Origin of the sequence: Nostoc sp. EspVER01, from assembly GCF_034530635.1 — a bacterium.
GTDB lineage: Bacteria > Cyanobacteriota > Cyanobacteriia > Cyanobacteriales > Nostocaceae > Nostoc.
The window spans coordinates 51,516-72,622 of sequence record NZ_JAVRCS010000009.1 but is presented as its reverse complement, the minus strand read 5'-3'; the positions used below and the strand labels follow the sequence as shown (position 1 = coordinate 72,622).

The following is a 21,107-nucleotide window of genomic DNA, read 5'->3' as shown; positions in this document are numbered from 1 at the left end:
GCCCCTATGCCCACCGATCCTTATGCCTGGCTAGAACAGTCCTTAGCAACAATTCATCGGGCGGACTGGTATCGTTCGGTACAACCTATCAACGGTCGTCCGGGTGCAACGGTGGTTTTAGCTGGGCAAGAGGTAATTAATTTTGCCAGCAATGACTATTTGGGCTTGGCTGGGGATGAGCGGTTGATGGCAGCGGCGACGGCTGCGATCGCGGAATTTGGGACTGGTAGTACTGGTTCTAGATTACTCAGTGGGCATCGGGAATTACACAGGGAGTTAGAAGAGGCGATCGCATCTACCAAACAAACAGAAGATGCCTTGGTATTTAGTTCTGGGTATCTAGCAAATTTGGGTGCAATTACCGCCCTTGTAGGCAAACGTGATTTAATTTTCTCTGACCAGTACAATCATTCCAGTCTGAAAAATGGAGCGATTCTCAGCGGTGCAGTAGTGGTGGAATATCCACACTGTGATATCGCAGTATTGAAAACTCAGTTGAGTCAACAGCGGCAAAATTACCGACGCTGTTTGATTCTTACTGATACCGTCTTCAGTATGGATGGCGATTTATGTCCGTTACCTGCACTGTTGGCGATCGCTGATGAATTTAGCTGTATGCTGCTAGTCGATGAAGCTCATGCCACTGGGGTACTAGGAAAAACTGGCGCTGGGTGTGTAGAGCATTTTGGGTGTACAGGAAAGCAATTAATTCAAATTGGCACTTTGAGTAAAGCTTTAGGTAGTTTAGGCGGGTATGTAGCAGGAAGTAGCGCCTTAATTGACTTTTTGCGGAACCGCGCACCAAGTTGGATTTATACCACTGGGCTTTCATCTGCTGATACAGCCGCGGCCTTAGCAGCAATTAAGATAGTGCAGCAAGAACCGCAACATCGTGCCCAATTGTGGGGGAATATACATTACTTGAAAACGTTGCTGCAACAGGTACCTAACCTGAAATTGCTGCCTTCTGAATCACCCATATTATGTTTTCAATTGCCTAATGCTACAGATGCGCTCAAAGCTGGAAAACAGCTAAGAGATGCTGGCATTTTTGCCCCAGCAATTCGTCCCCCCACAGTGCCCACAAGTCGAATCAGAATATCTTTAATGGCAACTCATAAAGTAGCGCATATTGAAAAATTGGTAGCAGTGCTGAAGGATTGCAATATAATTCGTAATTCGTAATTCGTAATACTCGCCAAGGCATGAGAAGCAAGCTACGTAATTCGTAATTACATACTTATTGATAAAGTTTTAAAACCTCCCATAATGAAAATAGCGCATACAACGGTAGGACACTTATGAATCCAGATACCCATGAAGGCGGTACTCAGAAAACCTTGATTTATCAGCACCTACAAAACTTGCAAGAACAACATCAAGACGAGTTAGAAAATATAGTTCGGTTATTGGCAAGCATCACCAATATTTCTCCAGAGCAGGTTAAACCATATATAGATATCCTGTTGCGGCAACTGGTAAAACAGTCAGAACGTCCCTTCCATGAAACTGCAACAGCATCGGAGTGGGTAACAGCTTTCCGGGAATGGGCAGCAAGTCACCGCCATGATGCACCTCCCCTTTCGGACTATGCGGTAAGCCGGGAAAGTATGTATGAGGATGAGAGGCTCTAGTGGCTTATCTGCTCGATACCAATGTCCTGCTGCGGTGCGCAGACTCTAACCACCCAATGTACAACGATGCAATCAATGCAATTTCCTTGCTGCGTCACCAGGGGGAAACCCTCTGCATCGTACCACAGAATCTCATTGAGTTTTGGAACGTGTATACCCGTCCAGCGAATAAAAATGGGCTGGGTCACACTGCCTCTGAAGCTGGAGAAGAAATCATCCGGCTGAAAGCTTTCTTTACTTTTCTGACAGATACCGCAAGCATTTACGACGAATGGGAGCGGCTTGTTATGCAGTATCAGATAAAAGGGGTTAATGTCCACGATGCACGGCTGACAGCGGCTATGCTAGTGTATGGGCTGACCCATATCCTTACATTTAATATTAGTGATTTTGCCCGTTACTCAGAAATTACTGCCGTTAATCCCAGCACTATTACACCTTAAGTTACACCTTACACCTTGTCCTTTTCCTTATCCCGAACTCAGGTTAATTATTACAAAACTGGTAATTGATTAAACAAGATCCAATAAAAACCAAGCTGCTGGACTGCTTGGTTAAATTGTTCAAAATCGACAGGTTTGACGATGTAGCTATTTACCCCAAGCTGGTAACTCTCGATCATATCCTGGTCTTCAGCAGAAGAGGTCAGCACCACAACTGGAATCATTTGCGTGCGTGGATCGGATTTGAGTTGCCGTAAAACTTCTAATCCACTTACCCTTGGCAGTTTCAAATCTAGCAAAATGACTTTGGGTTGATTCGTCATGCTACGGTGGGCGTACTCTCCCCGACAAAAGAGAAAATCTAGGGCTTCGGCTCCATCTTGAAGTAGTTGAATATTGTTGCCAATTCTACCGCGACGCAATGCTCGGATAGTTAGCTCGGCATCAGTAGGATTATCTTCAACTAACACAATGGAAATTGATTGCTCTAAAGATGGGTCATTGGGTTGGTCACTCATGGGTTATATTTACCCTTCAAGGGTGAAATAAAAGGTTGCGCCTCGATCGATGGCTGCTTCGGCCCAGATGCGCCCACCGTGGCGTTGAATAATGCGCTGCACGATCGCTAGTCCAATCCCCGTACCTGCAAAATCTTGTTCGCGGTGCAGACGTTGGAATACTCCAAACAGATTATCGGCATACTGCATATCAAATCCTGCTCCATTATCTCTAATGAAATATACTCCTTCCCCATCCATAACCTCATAGCCCACTTGAATGTAAGCAGGAGATTTGTAGCGGGTGTACTTAATCGCATTTGATAACAGATTTATCCAGACTTGTTTGAGCAGTGAAGGATCAGCCTGACATATAGGTAAATCGGCGATCGCAAATTCAATCTGACGACCCTGCAAATCTGAGGCTAAATCACTTAGCACCTGTTGAATTATCTCATTGAATAAAACGGGCTGCCGAGACATTTCCTTACGATCTAGGCGGGATAGGTTCAACAAATCGTCAATCAACTCACCCATGCGTTTGGCATTCTCCCGCATAATTTTTAGGTAACGATTGGCTTCTGTATCGAGTTGCTTACCGTAATCTTCTTGCATCATTCTCGCAAAGCCAACGATCGCCCGCAGCGGCGCTCGTAAATCATGAGAAACGGAGTAGGAAAAAGCCTCTAACGCTTTGTTAGCAGCTTGCAATTGCTCTGTCCGCTGGATTACTCGTTCTTCTAATTCAGCATTGAGTTGGCGGACTTCTGCCTCCACTGATTTCAGGGCGCTGATATCGCGCATGATCGTAGAAAAATATTCCAGACTGCCATCTGTAGCTTTGTGAGCAATGATCATTTGGGAAACCGGAATTTCTCTACCATCACCGCCTAACAAAGCGGTTTCACCAACCCAGATTCCATTTTGAATAGCTGCCGGAATGCCTTGATTTTGGATAATCTCTAATGCCCACTGGGGATGGTAGTTGGGGATGTTCATGGTAGTTATATCTGCATCCGGCGGTATGCCTGCCAATTTTCTGGCTTGACTGTTATTCCAAAAAACATTGCCTTGGGGAGTGGCCATGCCAATATGATCGGTAGATGCTTCTAGGATGGTAATTAGGCGATCGCGGTCTTTCTCGGCTCGTCGGCGTTCGGCAATTTCAGCCCGTAAGGATTCATTTAGTTCTGCCTCCTGTTTCAACAGACGGGCATTGTCAATGGAAATAGCTGCCTGAGTAGAAAGTAAACTGAAAATTTCAATTCGCTCTGGGGTAAAGGCGCTGGTGGTAAGATTATTTTCTAAAAGGACAATTCCAGTTAATTTTCCCTGGTTCAAAAGAGTAGCGCAAAGAATTGATTTCGATTGGTGGTGAACAATCCAGGGTTCAGATTGAAAATTGCCAAATTGAGCAGCATTGTCGAGGATAACACTTTCTTGGGTGCGAACCACGTAATTAATCAGCGCAGTTGGCAAGTAAGGAGTACTGTCTGCTGATATCGATTCCAAGGGAATTGATTGCAAAACGGCTACTGTCTCATTGCCAATCGATCCCATCGCTTCAACCCGCCATTCATCTTGTGTTGGCAAAATCAGATAACCTGTTTGCGCCCCGGCATTCTCAATCAGGATGGTCATCAGTTTTGCCAGAAGTTTATCTAAGAGAATTTCACTGGCGATCGCTTGGGAGGCTTTCAACACCGTTTCTAGGTCAAGTGTTTCTAACTTACTTGAAGTCGATTGTGTAGTGTCAAGTTGACGTGTGCTGGTTCTTTGCGATCGCAGTTCTAGCAGTTGGGGATAGCGTCTTTCCAAATCTTCAACTTTAGCAGTTGCCCCCCACCTTAAATAACCATATTTCGCCTCTTGCAGATAGGCTTTAGCAATTGTCATCCGGTTGTTTGCCAGATGAAACTTTGCTGCTAGTTCGTTGGCTAGCGCCTCTTCTTGGAGGTATTCGTTTTCTCTGGCCAGGGTAATGGCGCGATCGTAGCCATCCATTGCTGCTACGACCTCACCCAATACCCGATGCCTTTCTGCTTCTACCAAATACCACTTATGTAAATAATTCATCGGGGCATGATGTGCCCAAAGCTGCATCTTCTGTTGACTGTCAGTTACCCGTTGGAGAATCATTGCTTGCTCCTCCTGATTCACCTGCGGATAAAGCATCAGTCGCGCCAGGGAATCATAAAAATAGAAGATGGGGAAAACTGCATTCGACCTACCCCCATCTGGGTAATTTTCTGCTTGATTGGCGTTGTCAACGGCTTGGGGAAAATTCTCGAAGTAATAGCAAAGAAACAGCTTATTGAAGTAAAGATAAAACAGCCCTTTATGATGATTAGCTTGTTGTAGCAAAGGTAATTCTTGTGACTCATCATAAGCCTCACCGATCAAAACTTCGGGAGTTGCAGATGTTGTCATCAAGTTCAAGACTGTCTGTTGATAAACCTTGAGTGCATTGGCATTAGTAGATTCTTTCAGTTGAGTGAGTACTTGGATGTAGCTTTCCAGTTTTTGTTTTAATTCAGGCAGGGACATAGCCGTAAAAAAACAGTGGTCGCAGTGGTGCAAAATGCTGTATGCGGCAAACTCCAAATCTCCCGTCTCAATGCAAATTTGGTAAGCCTCCTGTAATGGTTTAATCGTTTCTTTGAGGTGAATAGTCCGAAAGCGCACAGAGGTGTTGGCCATGAACAGGGTTTTACCACGGATCGGTAAATTGCTGGATTTTTCTAGTAGCTTCAGTGCCAACTGCACAAACTGATAGGCGATTTCAATTTCTAGAAGCACGCTGCCCAGAATGTTACTGTAGGCGGCGTAGGCAAAAGCAGAAAGGTCATGATTGCCATACTTAATTGATAAATTCACCATCTCCAGAATGATTAGCGGAAATAGCGCTGGGGCTGCTTGGTAGGCTGGGGCCATCAAATTTGCTAATAACCGGATGCTGAGGGGAGCAACTGCATCCGTCATGGTTGGTAGATCAAACAAATCTTCCACGCGTTTACCCTGCAAGGTGCGGGCAGTATTGGAGAATGCTTGCTGAATTTCCTCTGGAGTTGGTGCAGCTGGCAGATGTACGCCTAATTCCTCTAAAGCTTGAAGACCGATCGCCAATGCTGACAGAAATTGCATCTGTCCGGCATAGGCTTGAATTTTTACCTCATAAACTTTAATTTTGGCTGCCAGCGATTTGGTATTTTCTAGCACACAGCTTACCAATTGTTCCATTAACTCCAGTTCGCCATTGAGGTAAGCTGTTTCTGCTGCCAAACTATACAGAGCTAGAGCCAATTCATACTGAGTTTGCCAGCAAGTATCTGCCAACAAATCTAAACCGATTTGGAAGTATTTTAAAGCAGAGTTGTATGCTGTAGAAGCTTTCGCTTTTTCCCCTGACATCAAATTTAGTTGAGCCAGTTCATGCCGTTCTGCCTGGATTTTAATTAGCTCTTGACCTAAATTTAGTTGATTGGTGATATCAAAGATATTTTGCTCTCGCTGTTGGGCAGAAGCTTGCTGGAACAATCGTTTGCCGATTTGCAGATGAACATTTCGCCGTTCTGATTCGGGGATCAGAGAATAAGCTGCTTGCTGAATGCGATCGTGAGCAAATTTATATTCAATGACAGGGTTGCTAGGGAGTGGCACATCCAAGACAACGGATTTGTGAGCATTACTCATGGGCAAAATCAACCCTTGAGCGATCGCCACTCCCAAAGCTTGCGCGGCTTCCCGTTGGGATAATTGGGCGGCAAATGCCAGGGTTTCGAGATTAAATTGGTTGCCAATACAGGCAGATAGCTGCAACACTTGCTGCGTCTTTTCGTTGAGCTTCTGAATCTTACCTGCCATCAACTCCACAATGTTATCGGTAATTCCCCGATTCTGAATTAGTTCTATCGACCATTGCCATTTCTTTGTTTGGCGATCGAATTCTACTAGCCCTTCAGTGTAGAGAGATTTCAAAAATTCATTGATGAAAAAGGGATTACCACCAGTTTTTTGTTGCACCAGTGACGCTAAGGGTAGGGAATTCTCTGGTTGGCAGTGCAATGTATCGGCAATCAGCTGATTGATATCAGGTAGGCTTAATGCTGCCAGAGAAAGTTGGTTCACTACTGCTCCAGCTTGGCGAATTTCCTCCACCATCTGGATCAGGGGATGAGCTGTATTCACCTCGTTATCTCGGTATGCCCCCATTAACAACAACGATTGTTTCTCGGTGGAGGTAGCTAGCAGTTGAATCAGCTTCAGTGAGGCATTATCTGCCCACTGGAGATCGTCTAAAAAAATGACGAGTGGATGTTCTGACTGGGTAAAGACGCGAATGAAATTTTGAAAGACTTGGTTAAAGCGATTTTGAGATTCTGTTGGCGGTAGAACTGGTACGTCTGGTTGATTGCCGACAATTAATTCCAATGTGGGAATTACTTTAGTAATGACGCGACTGTTTGAGCCGAGGGTAGCTAAGAGATTGTCTCGCCACTGACACAGTTGTACATCCTCTTCAGTCAATAATTGTTTGATGAGTGATTCAAAGGCTTGAGCGATCGCAAAGTAAGGAATATTGCGCTGATACTGATCGAATTTGCCTGAAATAAAGTAGCCCCGTTGTTGCGTAATCGGTTTATAAATTTCCTGCACCAATACTGACTTGCCAATACCGGAGTATCCTGCTATCAGCATCAGTTCAACTTGAGATCCATCTCTGTTACCTGCTACTCTGGCGATCGCTGCTAATAATGTCTCAATCTCCCTTTCTCTGCCATAGAGTTTTTCTGGGATATAAAACTTATCAGAAATATCCTGTTGCGCTAACAAAAAAGGCTCAATTCGTCCCGTCTTTTCTAGCTGAATTAGACACTGTTCTAAATCAGTTTTAATTCCCCAGGCACTTTGATATCGATCCTCTGCTGTTTTAGCTAAAAGTTTCAGGATAATTTCGGAAACGATCGCCGGAATTTCTGGATCGATAACATGGGGTGGAACGGGTTCCAAAGCTAGGTGGTGGTGAATCAACTCCAGGGCATCACTAGATTCAAACGGCAGCCGATGAGTCAAAAGTTGATAGAAGGTAGCACCTAATGAATAAAAATCAGTTCGGTAGTCGAGAGAACGGTTCATTCTGCCTGTTTGCTCTGGAGAGATGTAAGCTAATGTTCCCTCTAATACGGTTGGATTTTTGAGAGTCAATGTCTCTCGCGATCGGGCAGTTGAAATGCCAAAATCAATAAACTTAAGTTGTTGTGTTTCTAGATTTAAAACAATATTCGATGGATTAATATCCTTATGAATAATATTTGCACTATGAATTTCACTTAAAATTTCAGCAATCCGAACAGCTAACTTCAGAAATTCGATTAAGGAAAACCTTTTTGTCGCGATAATTTTTGTTAAGGATTCGCCTCCAAAGTCCTCCAGAACGATCGCAAAAGTGCTTTGATATTGCTGCAAGTCGTAAGCCTGGATAACACCTTCCAATGATAAGCTGCGGGTAATTTCGTATTCCAGCTTATAGCGTGTGATTTCCTCTGGCGTAGGGTAGTCTTTCTTCAAAATCTTGAAGATTAAAGGCAAACGATCCCGTTCCCGTATTCCTCTATAGACCCGTGAATTAGCACTTTCATGGATTTTTGCCCAAATTTTATATTCAGGAATTTCCAGCATGGTTCAACGGCCTTCAACTATTACATTGAGGAGCAAAGTAGGGTTGACTTGCAAGCCAGATTATACAATAATCAAACCCTTAATTATTCATTGATTTAGACTGTACTTGGGCTGACTAGTTCAAACAGGCGTGATTGATTTTATCTCTTCACTGGCTGGGGCAGTTACGCTGACTCAATGGCGACAATCTGGATTCCCTTGCTTGTTCCGTAGTTTTTTCATGATTTTTTCAACACCACTGTGTTGATTTTTACCATTGATTTGCCCACTCTTGACAGCCATCCATTTTTCTTAACTTGACACCAATGGCAAATTACCCACCCTACTGGCTAGTTATGACTGATGTGATAATCTGATTTGCACAAATATTCACAGCAGTTACTTAACTTTTACCCCTTATTTACTCTAAAAAATAAGTTCCTAACTCTTTTATTCTCTCTACCCAACCTTTCATCTCATCAGCCACTTTATACTTCCATTGAAGTTGAAGTACTTCTCTAGTATGAGAATCATCAAATATAACTTTGTCTTTGTTTTCAAAGACTGGCGGAATAAATTCTACTTGAGCAGCCTGGGCAAACATTTTTGACACCTGGCTAATACTAAAATTTTCAGGCGCAGCAAGGTAATGTCCTCCTTTGGAGCCAAATCGCGCTACCGCAATGTAGCAGTCTGCTAAATCTTCAACATGAATCCATGCTGTCATAAAATCTGGTGGAAATGGCTGAGACCCTTGGTGTGGTTTCCCTGTAATGAACTGCTGAATTGCAAAATCCCAAAAACTGCCACGAGTTGGTGCTGAACCATATACTGATGAAGGATACACAATCGAGGCGTTACCTCCATTGCTGATATATTCTTCTACTAGCCCATCTTTCAACACATTTACACCTGCTAGTAAGTCAAGACTAACTAAATATTCGGGCAGTGTATAACCGAGTGGCGGAGGTATTTCTGTTATTCGTCCTCCATTGGCGGTAATCAAAGAGAAATTCCCACTGGTTGTAATTACATGAATATCTGGCGAAACTGCACTAGCACCGTGTAAAGCGGCTTCTAATGGTATACGGTCGAAACCGAATTGAGCTTCTTTGGTTGATTCTAGAGGCATGTGCCACGCTACATTAATTACCGTTGTAATATCATGCTTGCGAATTGCTCTTGTAACATCATTGCTGGAAATTTCTACCTCTTGAGAGCGGATTATTTCTTTGCAGAAAGGCTTTATACCCTCAATATCACTACTCGGACGCACAAGTGCTAATACGGCAAAATCTTGTGTCTGAGAAAACTTTCGGCATAGCGCTCCGCCAATATACCCGGCTGCACCTATAATCAAGACATTTTTAACGGAAGAGCTTTTTTCGGATGAAAAGTCTTTGTTATTTGACATATTTGAAAGTTGTAGCTAATTAAGGTTTTTTATGTTTTTAAAATAGCGGTTAAGACAAATTAAATACCCGTAGTCTACATTAATAAAGTAGAAACTGATATCAGTAGAAAATAAATGCGTGGGAATTTTTTATGTGTGTAACTAACTTACAATCTTTAGGTTCCCGATCGCAAGGCAGATAAATGCGAAATATCGAGTTTAACCGTTGAATTTAGTCAAATATTTATTTAGTTGGCAAACTCTACGCACTGTTCACTTTATCACTGTTTCTACTGTCATACTATTTACATTGCTCATTCCTTACTTGCCCTGAAGGTAGGAAGCGTCCGTTTAGTGAAATCTATGTTTCTGTAGAGGTTTTATGAGTCTGATTCTTCCCAAACGTACCCTATCCCGTCGTCGGTTACTGCAAATATCTGGACTTTCAGGGGTAGGCTTTCTTCTTGGTGGCTGTGGAACAAATTTGTTCTCAGATAATCTGCGGCAAATATCTGAGCCACTAAACCAAAGTCTTGAAGCACTTCTATTAACTCAAAAACCCATACCTGAATTTTCTGTCAGTGCCATAGAAGCAGATAAATTGCTGATTAATACCTTTGATTTTACCCCGCAAATCGATCCGGCACAGTTTCGCTTAATAATTGATGGTGAGGTTAATAATGCAATGCAATTGAGCATGGCAGATATTCAAAAACTGCCCTTGACTTCAATGGTAATTCGTCATGTCTGTGTTGAAGGCTGGGCTGCGATCGTTCAATGGGGAGGTGTGCGATTACGAGATTTAGTAGCGCTGGTACAGCCTAAGTCAAACGTCCGCTATGTCTATTTCAAATCTGCTGATGGCTATTACGAAAGTTGGGATATTGCCTCTGTCATACATCCCCAAACTCTCATGGCTTATCAAAAGAATGGACAACCCTTATCAGTTGATAATGGTGCGCCGATGCGCCTAGCATCTCCAATTAAACTAGGTTACAAGCAAAGCAAGTGGGTAACTCAAATTACATTCGTCAGCAATTTGTTACCTACTAAAGGCTATTGGGAAGATCAAGGCTATGAGTGGTTTGCAGGGCTATAAAAAAGGCAAAAAGCTAATCTAAATCGGGTTCAACGCCTAGCGATGTCTAGCGACAAGCCACTTCGTGTCTACGCAATTGTGCTATCAACCGTTCAGCCCGTTGACTTTCTTGTTCAGCCCGTTGACTTTCTTGTTCTGTAGAAGTCAATACCCAGCAGCCTGTCCAATCATACCACCGTAACCAAGGCTGTTCTACATTTTGATAGCGTCCCTGCCAGACACCCAAGCCTAATTCTAGTTCTGGTATCCAGAAGCGCGACTCTGACAGTGTTATCTCAGCATAACGACCACCGTCTAATTTAAACACCCTTAATTTATATTTGTACCGATCAAATACTATATAATAAGGAACACGTAGAATCCGTTCATATACTTCCCATTTTCCTGGTGGTTGCTTGACATCTCGCAATGTCTGCCCTAAGTCTTCCTTTTCAGTTCCGGGAGACAGCAATTCAACCACAATAAAAGGCTGAACTCCCTCTTGCCAAAGGACATAACTTAAGCGTAAATCTCGTTGTTCGTAGAGACGGGAAACACCTAAAACGGCAAACCAATCTGGTCGTTTATGCCACAGTGGATGGCGCGGGTCATAATAAAGATTTAGATCGCTAGCAACAAATATCTCGTCGCTAGGATAATTTGGTGGACGAAAGGTTTCGTCTAACAGACGAGGTTGCAATAAATGAAACTGATCGGGCAAACCAGGCTCCTCTGGATCTTCACTGGGAAGATCATACATGGTCGGCAATACATCTTTTGGCGATCGCGGCGGGTCAGTTTGATACATCATAAAGCAATCCTAATGATGAAACTATCAATTCTATTATGATTCAATTGTTTTTGAGTGACTCAACACCTTGCAGAACGGGGTAGCATAAATTTCTCGCCCTCCGCCGCAAATTTGCCGCGAACCATCAGCACAGTTTCATCAAAAGTATGGGTGAATGCTTGCACATCTTTGACATCCAGAAGTTCTGGACTAAAGTAAATCACCGCTTCTTCAATGGGTTGAGTTATCTTACTAATAATATTCTTTAAAGAACATATCTGCGTTGTCGCTAAATCGAAAAGATGAAGTCGGTTATCTTCTATCTCCATACAGGCGATTAAATCTAAATCTTCTGCATAGTATAAAGGACGACTTCCTTCATTGACACAGAATACAGGTTTTTCGTTGACTACGCCAACTATATTAGAGACAGGAATGCGTGTTTCTAAAAGTCTGTGTAGCAATGTGTAATCTTTAATATTTGCAAAATCCAGTATTCTGAAGCTATCAGTGCCACCTGTGGAGTTACACTTAACTTTAAAGATGTGTTCTTCAACAACACGAAAGCCAAAAGGTAAGTAAAACTCTGGTTGTGGTGTCGTCAGTACCAGGGTTTCGTAAAGGCGATCGCAATACCCTAGCACTTCCTCCATCACTTCCCGGTAATACCCTCTCCGGCGATACTCTGCACGGGTAGCTACTCCATGAACTCCTCCGACAGTAAGCCTTTGTCCCATAATTTGTATGGGAATTTCTAACACTCCCACATGGGTAATCGCTATATCATCATGAAAGCGCATAAACGGAGTTGAAGCTGTTTCCCAGGATGCACCTAGTTTTCTTGCACATTCTGCTAAACTGCTGAGTCCGGGAAATGTGACTTCCATCAAGTCAAAAAGCTTATCGCTTAAGCTGGGATCATCAGAGAATGACTGTTTGAAACGATACTGGCTCATAATTCAAGTATTACAATCAATTCAGTAGAGACTACAAAATCAATTCCAGCAAATCCAGAAAAAATAAATGAGTAATGAGTAATGAGTAATGAGTAATGAGTCATGAGTAATGAGTAATAAGTAATGAGTAATACCCATTACTTATTACTTATTACTTCAAATAAGACTAAGCCATACTTCTCGCCAGTAGGCAAAAAGCCAATTCCTCGATAAACTGCTTGGGCTGCTTGGTTATTATCACCTGTAAACAGGATGGCACGTTTTACTCCTTGCGATCGCGCATCTAACAATGAACCTGCTACCACACTTTTGGCGTAGCCTTTACCCCGCAGCCCTGGCGGTGTCCAGACTCCACCAATTTGCACAATATCAGGTAAGCTAGCATTGAAAGCAGAGTAAGCAACTGGGGTATCTCCTGCTACCAAAACCCAATGCATAGCTGTAGCTTGACGTGCCTCAATTATGCGATCGCAATCAGGTCTTAAACTGGGAGTATCTGTTTTTCCTAAAGCTTCCACATTATAAGCAACGCACCATTCAGTAAGTAATTCCAACTCTTCTGGATGTGGTAAACGAGACTGCACCTTTGCTGATACTAAGGCTTGAGGTATTTGCAAATCTCCCAGTGCTAGAGAAAACAATATCTCAGCCTCATCAAGCTGAGTTGGTCGGTTGCTAAGTCCCAAAATGCTTTTTGTCGCTTCAACTTGTGCTGCTGGGCCACTAATTCCAGAAATAGCACGTCCAGATTGTGCCACAACTGCTTGTACCACTTCTGGCAGATGTACAGGGGCTTGGACTACGATCATCCCATTCCAAAAATGGGCTGCAACTGCCACTATAGTTTCATCTATGTAGGCCGCTATGTAAGTTCCTTGAAATCTTGCACCTTGGTCAAGCAGTCCCGCAGCTCGCCAATTAGAGCGCAAAAACATAGAAGTATCGGTGTGTTGTAAGAGAAATGCTTCCAGTGATACTTCATCTCCAGGTTGCAGAATTCTCAAAATAGGCACAAAAACCTCCTGATAATTGAAAGGGACACAGCCTAACTGTGTCCCTAAAAGCTACTTCAAGATGCTAGGACTGGCGATAGCAGGCAAACTCCATTGTAAAAGTAGCCATACCAGAAGTAAGCGATCGCAATTCTGTAGAATACCCAAACATTCGCGCTAGCGGTACTTCTGCCCGAATCACCGTGTATCCCTGCATTGTCTCGGAACCTAACAACAAAGCCCGACGCGAGGATAAGTCCCCCTGAATCCTTCCCATGAACTCGTGGGGTGTTTCCACCTCTACAAGCATAATGGGTTCGAGGATGTAGGGTTTGGCTTTGGCGATCGCACCCTCAATTGCTTGATGGGAAGCTGACCGGAAAGCCAATTCTGAGGAGTCAATTGGATGATAAGAACCGCCATCTAAAACGACTTTCACCCCAGTTACCGGATAGCCTTCCAGCTGTCCTGATTGCATCGCCTCACGGCAACCCTTCTCGCACGCCGGGATATATTCTTTGGGAATCGCACCCCCAACCACCCGATTCTCGAAAACAAACGGCTCATCTGTAGGTTCAATCCACCCAGTAATATGGGCGTATTGACCGGGGCCGCCTGACTGTTTCTTGAATCGGTAGTCAAAGGTAGCTTGTTGCCCAATGGTTTCCCGGTATGCCACAGCAGGAGTACCGACGTAGACCTCGGCATTATATTCCCGTTGGATGCGCTCCAGGTAAATTTCCAAGTGGAGTTCGCCCATCCCAGAAATTAGAGTTGCTCCTGATTCGGGATCGATGCTCAACCGGAAGGTAGGGTCTTCCCTTTGAAAGCGATTGAGTGCTTTGGAAAGGCGATCGCTATCTTCCTGTTTTTTGGGCGTAATCGCCAGCGTAATCACTGGTTCCGGTACAAACATCTTCTCTAGAGATACCAGTGGTTCTCCAGAACAGAATGTATCACCAGAAGCACAATCGACACCCAATAAAGCCACAATATCCCCTGCTACGGCAACTTGTACCTCTTCTCGCTTATTGGCGTGCATTCTCACCAAGCGACCGATTTGCACTCGCTGTTCAGTCCGCGAGTTGTATACGGTATCACCGGGTTTGAGCGTCCCAGAGTAAATCCGGGTATAGGTCAACTGCCCAAAGGATTCAACGGTGAGTTTAAATGCCAATGCCACTAAGGAAGCATCGGGATTAGGGTAGACACTCACCGACTCTGCGGTTTTAACCACTTCTCTATCCACGGGAGATGGTAAATAGAGCGTAACTGCATCCAATAAGTTTTGCACTCCTTTATTTTTGAATGCCGAACCCAGCAGTACAGGTGTGAATTTTAGGCTCAAGGTTGCTTGTCGGATGGTTTCCCAAATTAATTCTTTAGGAATTTCCTCACCCGCCAACAACATCTCGGTCATCGATTCTGAGAACAGCGACAAAGTATCTAGCAGTTTGTCACGTGCCTGTTGCACCTCATCCCTAAGAGGTTCGGGAATTGGCTTTTTCACGCGGTTTTCCCCGTTTTCACCCTCAAAGTAGTCAGCAGTCATTTCTACCAGGTCAATCACTCCCTGGAATTGGTCTTCACTGCCGATAGGATACTGGAGTAATACTGCATTTAGTTGCAAGCGATCGCGTATTCCCTGTACTACACGAAATGGGTCTGCCCCCGTCCGATCCATTTTGTTGATGAACGCCAAACGCGGCACACGGTAGCGCTTCATTTGCCGATCCACCGTAATGGACTGGGACTGCACACCCGCCACAGCACACAGCACCATCACTGCCCCATCTAATACCCGCAAGGCGCGTTCCACTTCAATCGTGAAATCTACGTGTCCAGGTGTATCAATCAAGTTAATTTGAGTACCGTGCCACTGGCAGGTGGTAGCAGCGGAAGTGATGGTTATACCATGCAGCTTTTCTTCTGGCATAAAATCCATCGTTGCACCCTTACCGCCTCCCCGCACTTCCTCAATAGCGTGGATTCTGCCCGTGTAGAAGAGAATTCGCTCTGACAGCGTAGTTTTACCAGAGTCGATGTGGGCAGAGATACCAATATTTCGGATGCGTGTTCGGGGAATCATAAAATTTCCTTTTGTTCAAGCGACAAACAGTCACCAACTGAGTGGTGATATGTTTTGTATTATATATGTACTACAAGTAAAAGACAAGGCTGATAATACAGAAAAACCGTTGATATTTGCCCTAGCTAACGTTATTGCCTGTCCTGGATTGGGTACGGGAATAGGATGAGTGCCATATACTGAAGTTGCTAAACAGATGGCATTAGCTTACGATCATTTTCTGTACCCACCCAAGCATCTCAATTGCATAGTTGCGGCTGAAAGACAACTTCAGATATGGGAAGGAGGAGATTTTAGGTAACGCAGGGCTTTGGATAATAGTCTGAGTTCATTACCAGGGAAAATATGGTGTTCCCTATGGTGTTAAAAATTTAAATGAAATTTATCAAATATTTTTGCAACCAAAGAGAAACACTATTAATTAAGGGAGCGTTATGTCCTTATTAAGCTTCATAAAAAAGTATTAATTTTTAATACATAAATTGATTTTCTAACTCTCAATTTTACTTCTCGTATTTTACCACTTTAAGTAGCATCAGGGAGTGATAAATCCTTTATTTTATAGGAGTTTTGAATTTATCGCAGGTCGAAATTGTCAAAGACGAGTATTTAGTTTTGTCATAAATTTCATATAACTAAAAATCTAAGGTAATGTATACATGACTTCCAGCATTACAGATAAAATCTAAATACATACTCTTTTAGTAAATGTGAATAACAAAAACCGAATTGCTTACCAAAATAACCGCACAGCGATCGCTGCATTCAATGCAATCGTCATGGCAGGAGCAGAGGCTTATATCAATGGGCTAAAAATCCCCGATCCTCTGCTTAAATCCCTTTTAAATCTCTCCATGCAAATCAGCTACAAATATTTTCCTTCTCTTTTAGTTCCCTATGAATGGCTGTTGCAAGAAAGCGATCGCCTTGCAGAAGGGTCACACGAACTAATGAAGATTCAATACAACCTACCCGAAGAAATGTTCAGTCTGATGTTAAAAGAGACAGAACTTTTATATCCCAAATACACAATGGCTTTATGGGAAAAAGGAGCATCTAACCTTGAGCAAGCTCAAATGCAGATGCTTGATGATTTGATCGCAAAAGCAGGCATCGAAGACGGAGACGAAATCTTAGATTTGGGATGCGGTTGGGGTTCTGCATCAAATTACATTCTTTCCCGGTTTCCGCATGTGAAAGTAACGGCTCTTAATTTGAGCCACGGGCAATGCGAATATATGCGGAAAAAAATGCGAGACCCTACCAGTTACCTCAGTTCAGATAGATTCACTCTATATGAAAAGGACTTTAATGATATTGATTTTGAGAATAAGTTTGATAAAATTATGGCGATTGGCCTGTTTGAACATGTAGGGAATTTAACGAAATCATTTCAAAAACTGGCTTCTTTCCTCAAAGATGATGGCAAGGTGTTAATTCACATAATCACAACCAGATTACTTTATAATATAACCCATCCTTTTATCGACAAATATGTTTTTCCAAATATGCGGGTGTGGAGTTATGATCTCATTCCAAAGATTAATACAGACCTGAAAACTATTAATCAATGGTATTTAAATGGTGCTAACTACTCAAAGACTCTGATAAATTGGTTGATGAATTTTGACCAAAATCAAGCGAAAGTCAAAGATTTAAATTATGGCATGAACTATGGCAAGTTCTGCCGGATGTGGAGACTTTATTTGCTCTTGTGCATTGTGTATTTTGACGGTTGTGATGGTGAAATTCTTGGTAACGGTCAATATTTGTTGGTTCATGCGTGACAAGTTAATTGCATAAGTCCTAATAATTTAGCGATCGCCCAACCATATTAAGAGCAATTCTTGGTTCCTTAGTTGTAGGAGCCAGCAATAAGTATGCGAGTAGCATTGAATGGCAAATAAACGTTTCTATCACATAGGCTTTGGGCAAGATGATTTAGGTTCATCACCTCCCAGCATTGCTCTATTATCTGGTGATCCAGAGCGATCGCACCTAATTGCTCAAACTTATTTACAAGATGTACGCGTGTTGTCAGAAAATCGCGGTCTCAAAAGCTACATGGGATACTTACCCAATGGTCGCAGCATCTTATCAGCTACTAGTGGTATGGGTGCGCCTTCATTAAGTATTGTTGTCAATGAGTTGATACAAGTAGGAATTCGGCAAATTATTCGCATTGGAACTTGCGGTTCTATTCAATCTTATATACCAGTTGGTAGTGTTGTTATTAGCAGTGCGGCATTATGTCGCCAAGGTGCAGCGAATGACATTGCACCAGTGGAATATCCAGCCGCAGCCGATCCTTTTTTGACAGTCGCTTTAGTTAAAGCTGCACGAGAATTAAAGGTTGAACATTACATCGGAATTACGGCATCAGTTGATACTTTTTACGAAGGACAAGAACGCACTGATTCCGCCAATCCAAATTTAATGCGATCGCTGCATGGCATTACAGAAGAATATCGGCGCTTGAATATCTTGAATTACGAGATGGAATGCGGCACACTCTTCAAAATGGCAGGAGTGTATAATTTTGCTGCTGCTGCTATTTGCGGTGTAGTTGCTTCGCGTACTGATAGTGAGAATATTATTCTAGAACAAAGAGATATTGCTGTTAAAAATGCGATCGCAACTGCTGTAAAAGCAGCAGCAAGCTTTGAGTAAACTAACAATTGGAATGAAGCTGAGGCAAAGTTTGTGATTCCCTTTTGGTGCGATCGCGGACAACACAGATTGTAAAAGTTTTTTAGCTTAAGTTAAAATTGAGCCTATAATCTTCAATTTGGCTGGCGTGATAATGTCTCGTCCCAATCAATAGTAGACTAGTCTCAAATGTTGCGACATTAATTTGTTAACGGTTATGGAGAAGATATAACGACACTAATTCGTGAAATTGCGACATTCAATTTGTGAATGTAAATCAATAATGGACGTAACTGGATTCGAACCAGTGACCTCTACGATGTCAACGTAGCGCTCTAACCAACTGAGCTATACGTCCTTAACCACACAATTATCAATATTAGCATATACCTCTCTGATAAGTCAAGATAAAAGACGAAATCAGGCAAACTCTATCACTCCCTAAGTAATCAAGCGCAGATGATTTGACATCCACCGACCTCAAGGCGCTCTTAAGAAGGAGTAATGAGTAATAAGTAATGAGTAATAAGTAATGAGTAAATACCCATTTTTCATCCACTCATTACTTTAAAGCATTGCGTGAAGCATTAGGATTCAGACCCAAATATGTGGTGAAGTATTTGTTTGATTTGTAAAAAGGTTGCACCACTTGCTACAAATCAAACAAATAAGTCAAATCTTTTTTCCTTTTGCCTCCAGCAAGACTGCCTGATTTTCTGCAAGCGTCTTTAAGTTTCTCGAATCCAAAATGCCAATCCTCCCCCACGACCGCGAGCTGCAATGAAATCTTCTGTGACTAAAAAGAAGCCAAAGAAGGGTAGTTTAGCTATAGGTTGGTTGTAGAAATCTTCTGTTTGAACTTTACCAGCACGGATTGCTCTGTTGTAAATAACACGACCAAACAAACTGATAATCATCTGGTTAAAGTCAAAGGCCAATAAATTTTTCTTCCCGAAATATTGCACTGGCCCCGTGAGTTTCAGTGAAACTGGGTTCAGCTCAACCTGATTAGCAATTTCGCCTCTGCCTGAATCCTGTTCCAAAGTGGCATTAAAGGAAACATGGATTGTTATAAATTTGGGTACATAGAAACCGTTGCCTAATACAATTCCCCCACTACCTCTGTTTTTCTTAGTGCCAGTGACAAAGCAAAGTTGCCATTTACCGAGCAGAAACTCAAATGGATAAGTCAACTTTTGTTGCTTGGCAGTTTTTTCGGCTTGTAGCAACGCCTTTACTAATATTTCAGCATTAGGGCGTATACTTTTTGGTTGTCTATACTTAGCCGCAGCCTGAGATAGCACGTTAACAAAGTCAAATGTTGCTTTTGGTGTTAAATTAGCCGTCATGAAGCCACTCTGGATTTAACTATTTCTTTGATTTTCTGATAGATTGTAGCGTTCATCTACAAGAAGACACATCTTTCATCCGTAGTATCCGCTAGAAGTATGTCGATTCCCTACCTTCACCAAGGATTACCAACCATTGTAAATCCAGCCCAATAATAAGGATGCATAAGTGATTCATCAGCAGTGTCAGCAGGTAAAGGCAAATTCCCAACTACTTCTAAACCTTGCACTTGTCCATCCTTGACATAAATTTGCCCTTTGACCATAGCTACTTGAGCTTGTCTGAGAGCTTCTGCTTTAATGGGAGCAGTCTTTAAGTTCTCATAAAATTTTGTCATCAATGCTGCTGTGCCAGCATCATTAACTGACCAAAGACTAGCAACACTAGTTTTCACACCTGCCAGCACTGCTAAACCCGCAAATCCCAGTTCGGATTCTTCATCCCCTAAAGCTGTTCTACAAGCACTCAACACCAGCATTTCAACTTCAGGTTCATTCAAGCGCAATTGTCGTAATTGGTTCAAGCGTAACTTGTCTTCCCACAGTTGAATATAGGAATTACTCAAAGCACCAGTAGCAAAATCGGCATGGGTTGCCATGTGAATTATTCCAAAAGGTTGTTGGCGGCGGATAGTTTTGAGATTTTCTAAGGTGGCTTGCTTGTCTAACAATAATTTGCCCTGCCAGAGTTTAGACACTAGTGTTGATAACTCAACGGGGACTGCTGGTAAAGGCTCTTGTCCCTGAGTACTCTGAGAAACTCCCAGCGCTAAAATTTGAGATTTTTTGATGTCTTTATAGAGGGTATTAGTCAGACTAAGACTAGGCATTAAGCCAATACTGTATTTTTCTACTAGAAATCCCTTACCATCGTGAAGTGCTGCCATTGGGGTTGAACGTAAACCAATGTCTGGTAAAAAGACCAGATTGTTGATTTCTCTCGTTTGTAAATCTGCCTCTAATGGTGCAACAATCCAGCGATAAAGTTGTTGAGATGAACGCAAATAACCGGTGCGACGACGGTTTTGTGGACTAACGATTTGGTCACGAAATTCTTGAGCTACTTGGAGAACTTTGGCTTTAGTTATTTCTGGGATGCGCTTGCGGATAGGATCATCTTTTCCTGTTACTACTACTAGTTCCAGCTGGTCGCTATCCTTTTCTGCTACAGTATTTAACTGTTTCGTCAATTTTTGAGCTTTACCTAAATTTTCCTCTGGTAGAATTTCCACAGGGACAAAACTGATGTAGATAAATGCAGGTTTCACACCAGTCGCTTCTTCAATTTTGCGAGCAATTTCTTTGGCATCATCTAGGGTTTTAATTCTAGGGCTGGGTATGCCTAAATGGTCGGCAAAATCATCTGTGAAATTGTCTTCGGGAGTGGGGTTGGTATTAAGAATGGGGTTATCAATCTTAGGATTATTAAGGTCAAGGTTATTCGGTTTACCTGGTAGATTGCACTGAAATGTGCAGGGGTCAGGATTGGGAGTTTCAGGATTGGGAGTCTCAGGATTGGGAGTCTCAGGATTGGGAGTTTCAGGATTGGGAGTCTCAGGATTGGGAGTCTCAGGATTGG

General features: G+C 42.7%; 15 protein-coding genes and 1 tRNA gene. 6 read left to right on the top strand and 10 right to left on the bottom strand.

The genetic code is table 11. The features are described from left to right. The first annotated feature begins 6 nt into the window (after positions 1 to 6). From bioF to RMX69_RS10195, 3 genes are all read left to right on the top strand, one after another. A complete protein-coding gene (bioF, locus tag RMX69_RS10205) occupies positions 7 to 1,185 on the top strand; it encodes an 8-amino-7-oxononanoate synthase (protein ID WP_322637388.1) in 1,179 nt (392 codons plus the stop codon). 116 nt (positions 1,186 to 1,301) lie between these two features. After that, positions 1,302 to 1,634 (top strand): hypothetical protein, encoded by a 333-nt coding sequence (locus RMX69_RS10200; RefSeq protein ID WP_289796260.1) that lies wholly within the window; start codon positions 1,302 to 1,304, stop codon positions 1,632 to 1,634. After that, positions 1,634 to 2,077, top strand: coding sequence for a type II toxin-antitoxin system VapC family toxin (locus RMX69_RS10195; RefSeq protein ID WP_289796261.1), 444 nt, complete (start codon positions 1,634 to 1,636; stop codon positions 2,075 to 2,077). The genes RMX69_RS10200 and RMX69_RS10195 overlap by 1 nt, the downstream gene beginning before the upstream one ends. A 50-nt stretch (positions 2,078 to 2,127) precedes the next feature. On the opposite strand, the gene RMX69_RS10190 is transcribed toward RMX69_RS10195, so the two are convergent. From RMX69_RS10190 to RMX69_RS10180, 3 genes are all read right to left on the bottom strand, one after another. Then, positions 2,128 to 2,595 (bottom strand): response regulator, encoded by a 468-nt coding sequence (locus RMX69_RS10190; RefSeq protein ID WP_289796262.1) that lies wholly within the window; start codon positions 2,593 to 2,595, stop codon positions 2,128 to 2,130. Positions 2,596 to 2,604: 9 nt separating this feature from the next. Then, a complete protein-coding gene (locus tag RMX69_RS10185) occupies positions 2,605 to 8,253 on the bottom strand; it encodes an AAA family ATPase (RefSeq protein WP_322637387.1) in 5,649 nt (1,882 codons plus the stop codon). Between the two features lie 400 nt (positions 8,254 to 8,653). Continuing rightward, entirely contained in the window at positions 8,654 to 9,646 is a 993-nt protein-coding gene (locus RMX69_RS10180) for an NAD-dependent epimerase/dehydratase family protein (protein WP_322637386.1), read from the bottom strand. 361 nt (positions 9,647 to 10,007) lie between these two features. Between RMX69_RS10180 and RMX69_RS10175 the strand changes: the two genes are divergently transcribed. Continuing rightward, positions 10,008 to 10,724: a molybdopterin-dependent oxidoreductase gene (locus RMX69_RS10175; RefSeq protein ID WP_322637385.1), complete on the top strand. Its 717-nt coding sequence runs from the start codon at positions 10,008 to 10,010 to the stop codon at positions 10,722 to 10,724. Positions 10,725 to 10,770: 46 nt separating this feature from the next. Here RMX69_RS10175 and RMX69_RS10170 read toward each other — a convergent pair whose 3' ends face one another. The 4 genes from RMX69_RS10170 to fusA form a co-directional block, all read right to left on the bottom strand. Next, positions 10,771 to 11,511, bottom strand: coding sequence for a Uma2 family endonuclease (locus tag RMX69_RS10170; RefSeq protein ID WP_322637470.1), 741 nt, complete (start codon positions 11,509 to 11,511; stop codon positions 10,771 to 10,773). Positions 11,512 to 11,573: 62 nt separating this feature from the next. Next, positions 11,574 to 12,449, bottom strand: coding sequence for a GNAT family N-acetyltransferase (locus RMX69_RS10165; RefSeq protein ID WP_322637384.1), 876 nt, complete (start codon positions 12,447 to 12,449; stop codon positions 11,574 to 11,576). Positions 12,450 to 12,586: 137 nt separating this feature from the next. After that, positions 12,587 to 13,462, bottom strand: a complete 876-nt coding sequence (locus RMX69_RS10160) for a GNAT family N-acetyltransferase (protein WP_322637383.1) — start codon at positions 13,460 to 13,462, stop codon at positions 12,587 to 12,589. A gap of 64 nt (positions 13,463 to 13,526) precedes the next feature. Further along, entirely contained in the window at positions 13,527 to 15,530 is a 2,004-nt protein-coding gene (fusA, locus tag RMX69_RS10155) for an elongation factor G (RefSeq protein WP_322637382.1), read from the bottom strand. 710 nt (positions 15,531 to 16,240) lie between these two features. On the opposite strand from fusA, the gene RMX69_RS10150 reads away from it, so the two are divergent. Both RMX69_RS10150 and RMX69_RS10145 read left to right on the top strand, forming a co-directional pair. Further along, entirely contained in the window at positions 16,241 to 17,317 is a 1,077-nt protein-coding gene (locus RMX69_RS10150; RefSeq protein WP_322637381.1) for an SAM-dependent methyltransferase, read from the top strand. A 109-nt stretch (positions 17,318 to 17,426) separates the two neighbouring features. Further along, a complete protein-coding gene (locus RMX69_RS10145; protein WP_322637380.1) occupies positions 17,427 to 18,200 on the top strand; it encodes a nucleoside phosphorylase in 774 nt (257 codons plus the stop codon). A gap of 263 nt (positions 18,201 to 18,463) precedes the next feature. Here the strand turns inward: RMX69_RS10145 and RMX69_RS10140 are convergent. The 3 genes from RMX69_RS10140 to RMX69_RS10130 all read right to left on the bottom strand — a co-directional run. Further along, positions 18,464 to 18,537: transfer RNA gene (locus RMX69_RS10140), tRNA-Val, on the bottom strand. Positions 18,538 to 18,907: 370 nt separating this feature from the next. Further along, a complete protein-coding gene (locus RMX69_RS10135; RefSeq protein WP_289796273.1) occupies positions 18,908 to 19,528 on the bottom strand; it encodes a hypothetical protein in 621 nt (206 codons plus the stop codon). A gap of 116 nt (positions 19,529 to 19,644) precedes the next feature. Beyond that, positions 19,645 to 21,107: CHAT domain-containing protein (locus RMX69_RS10130; protein WP_322637379.1), on the bottom strand; the 1,463-nt coding region annotated here is incomplete at its 5' end.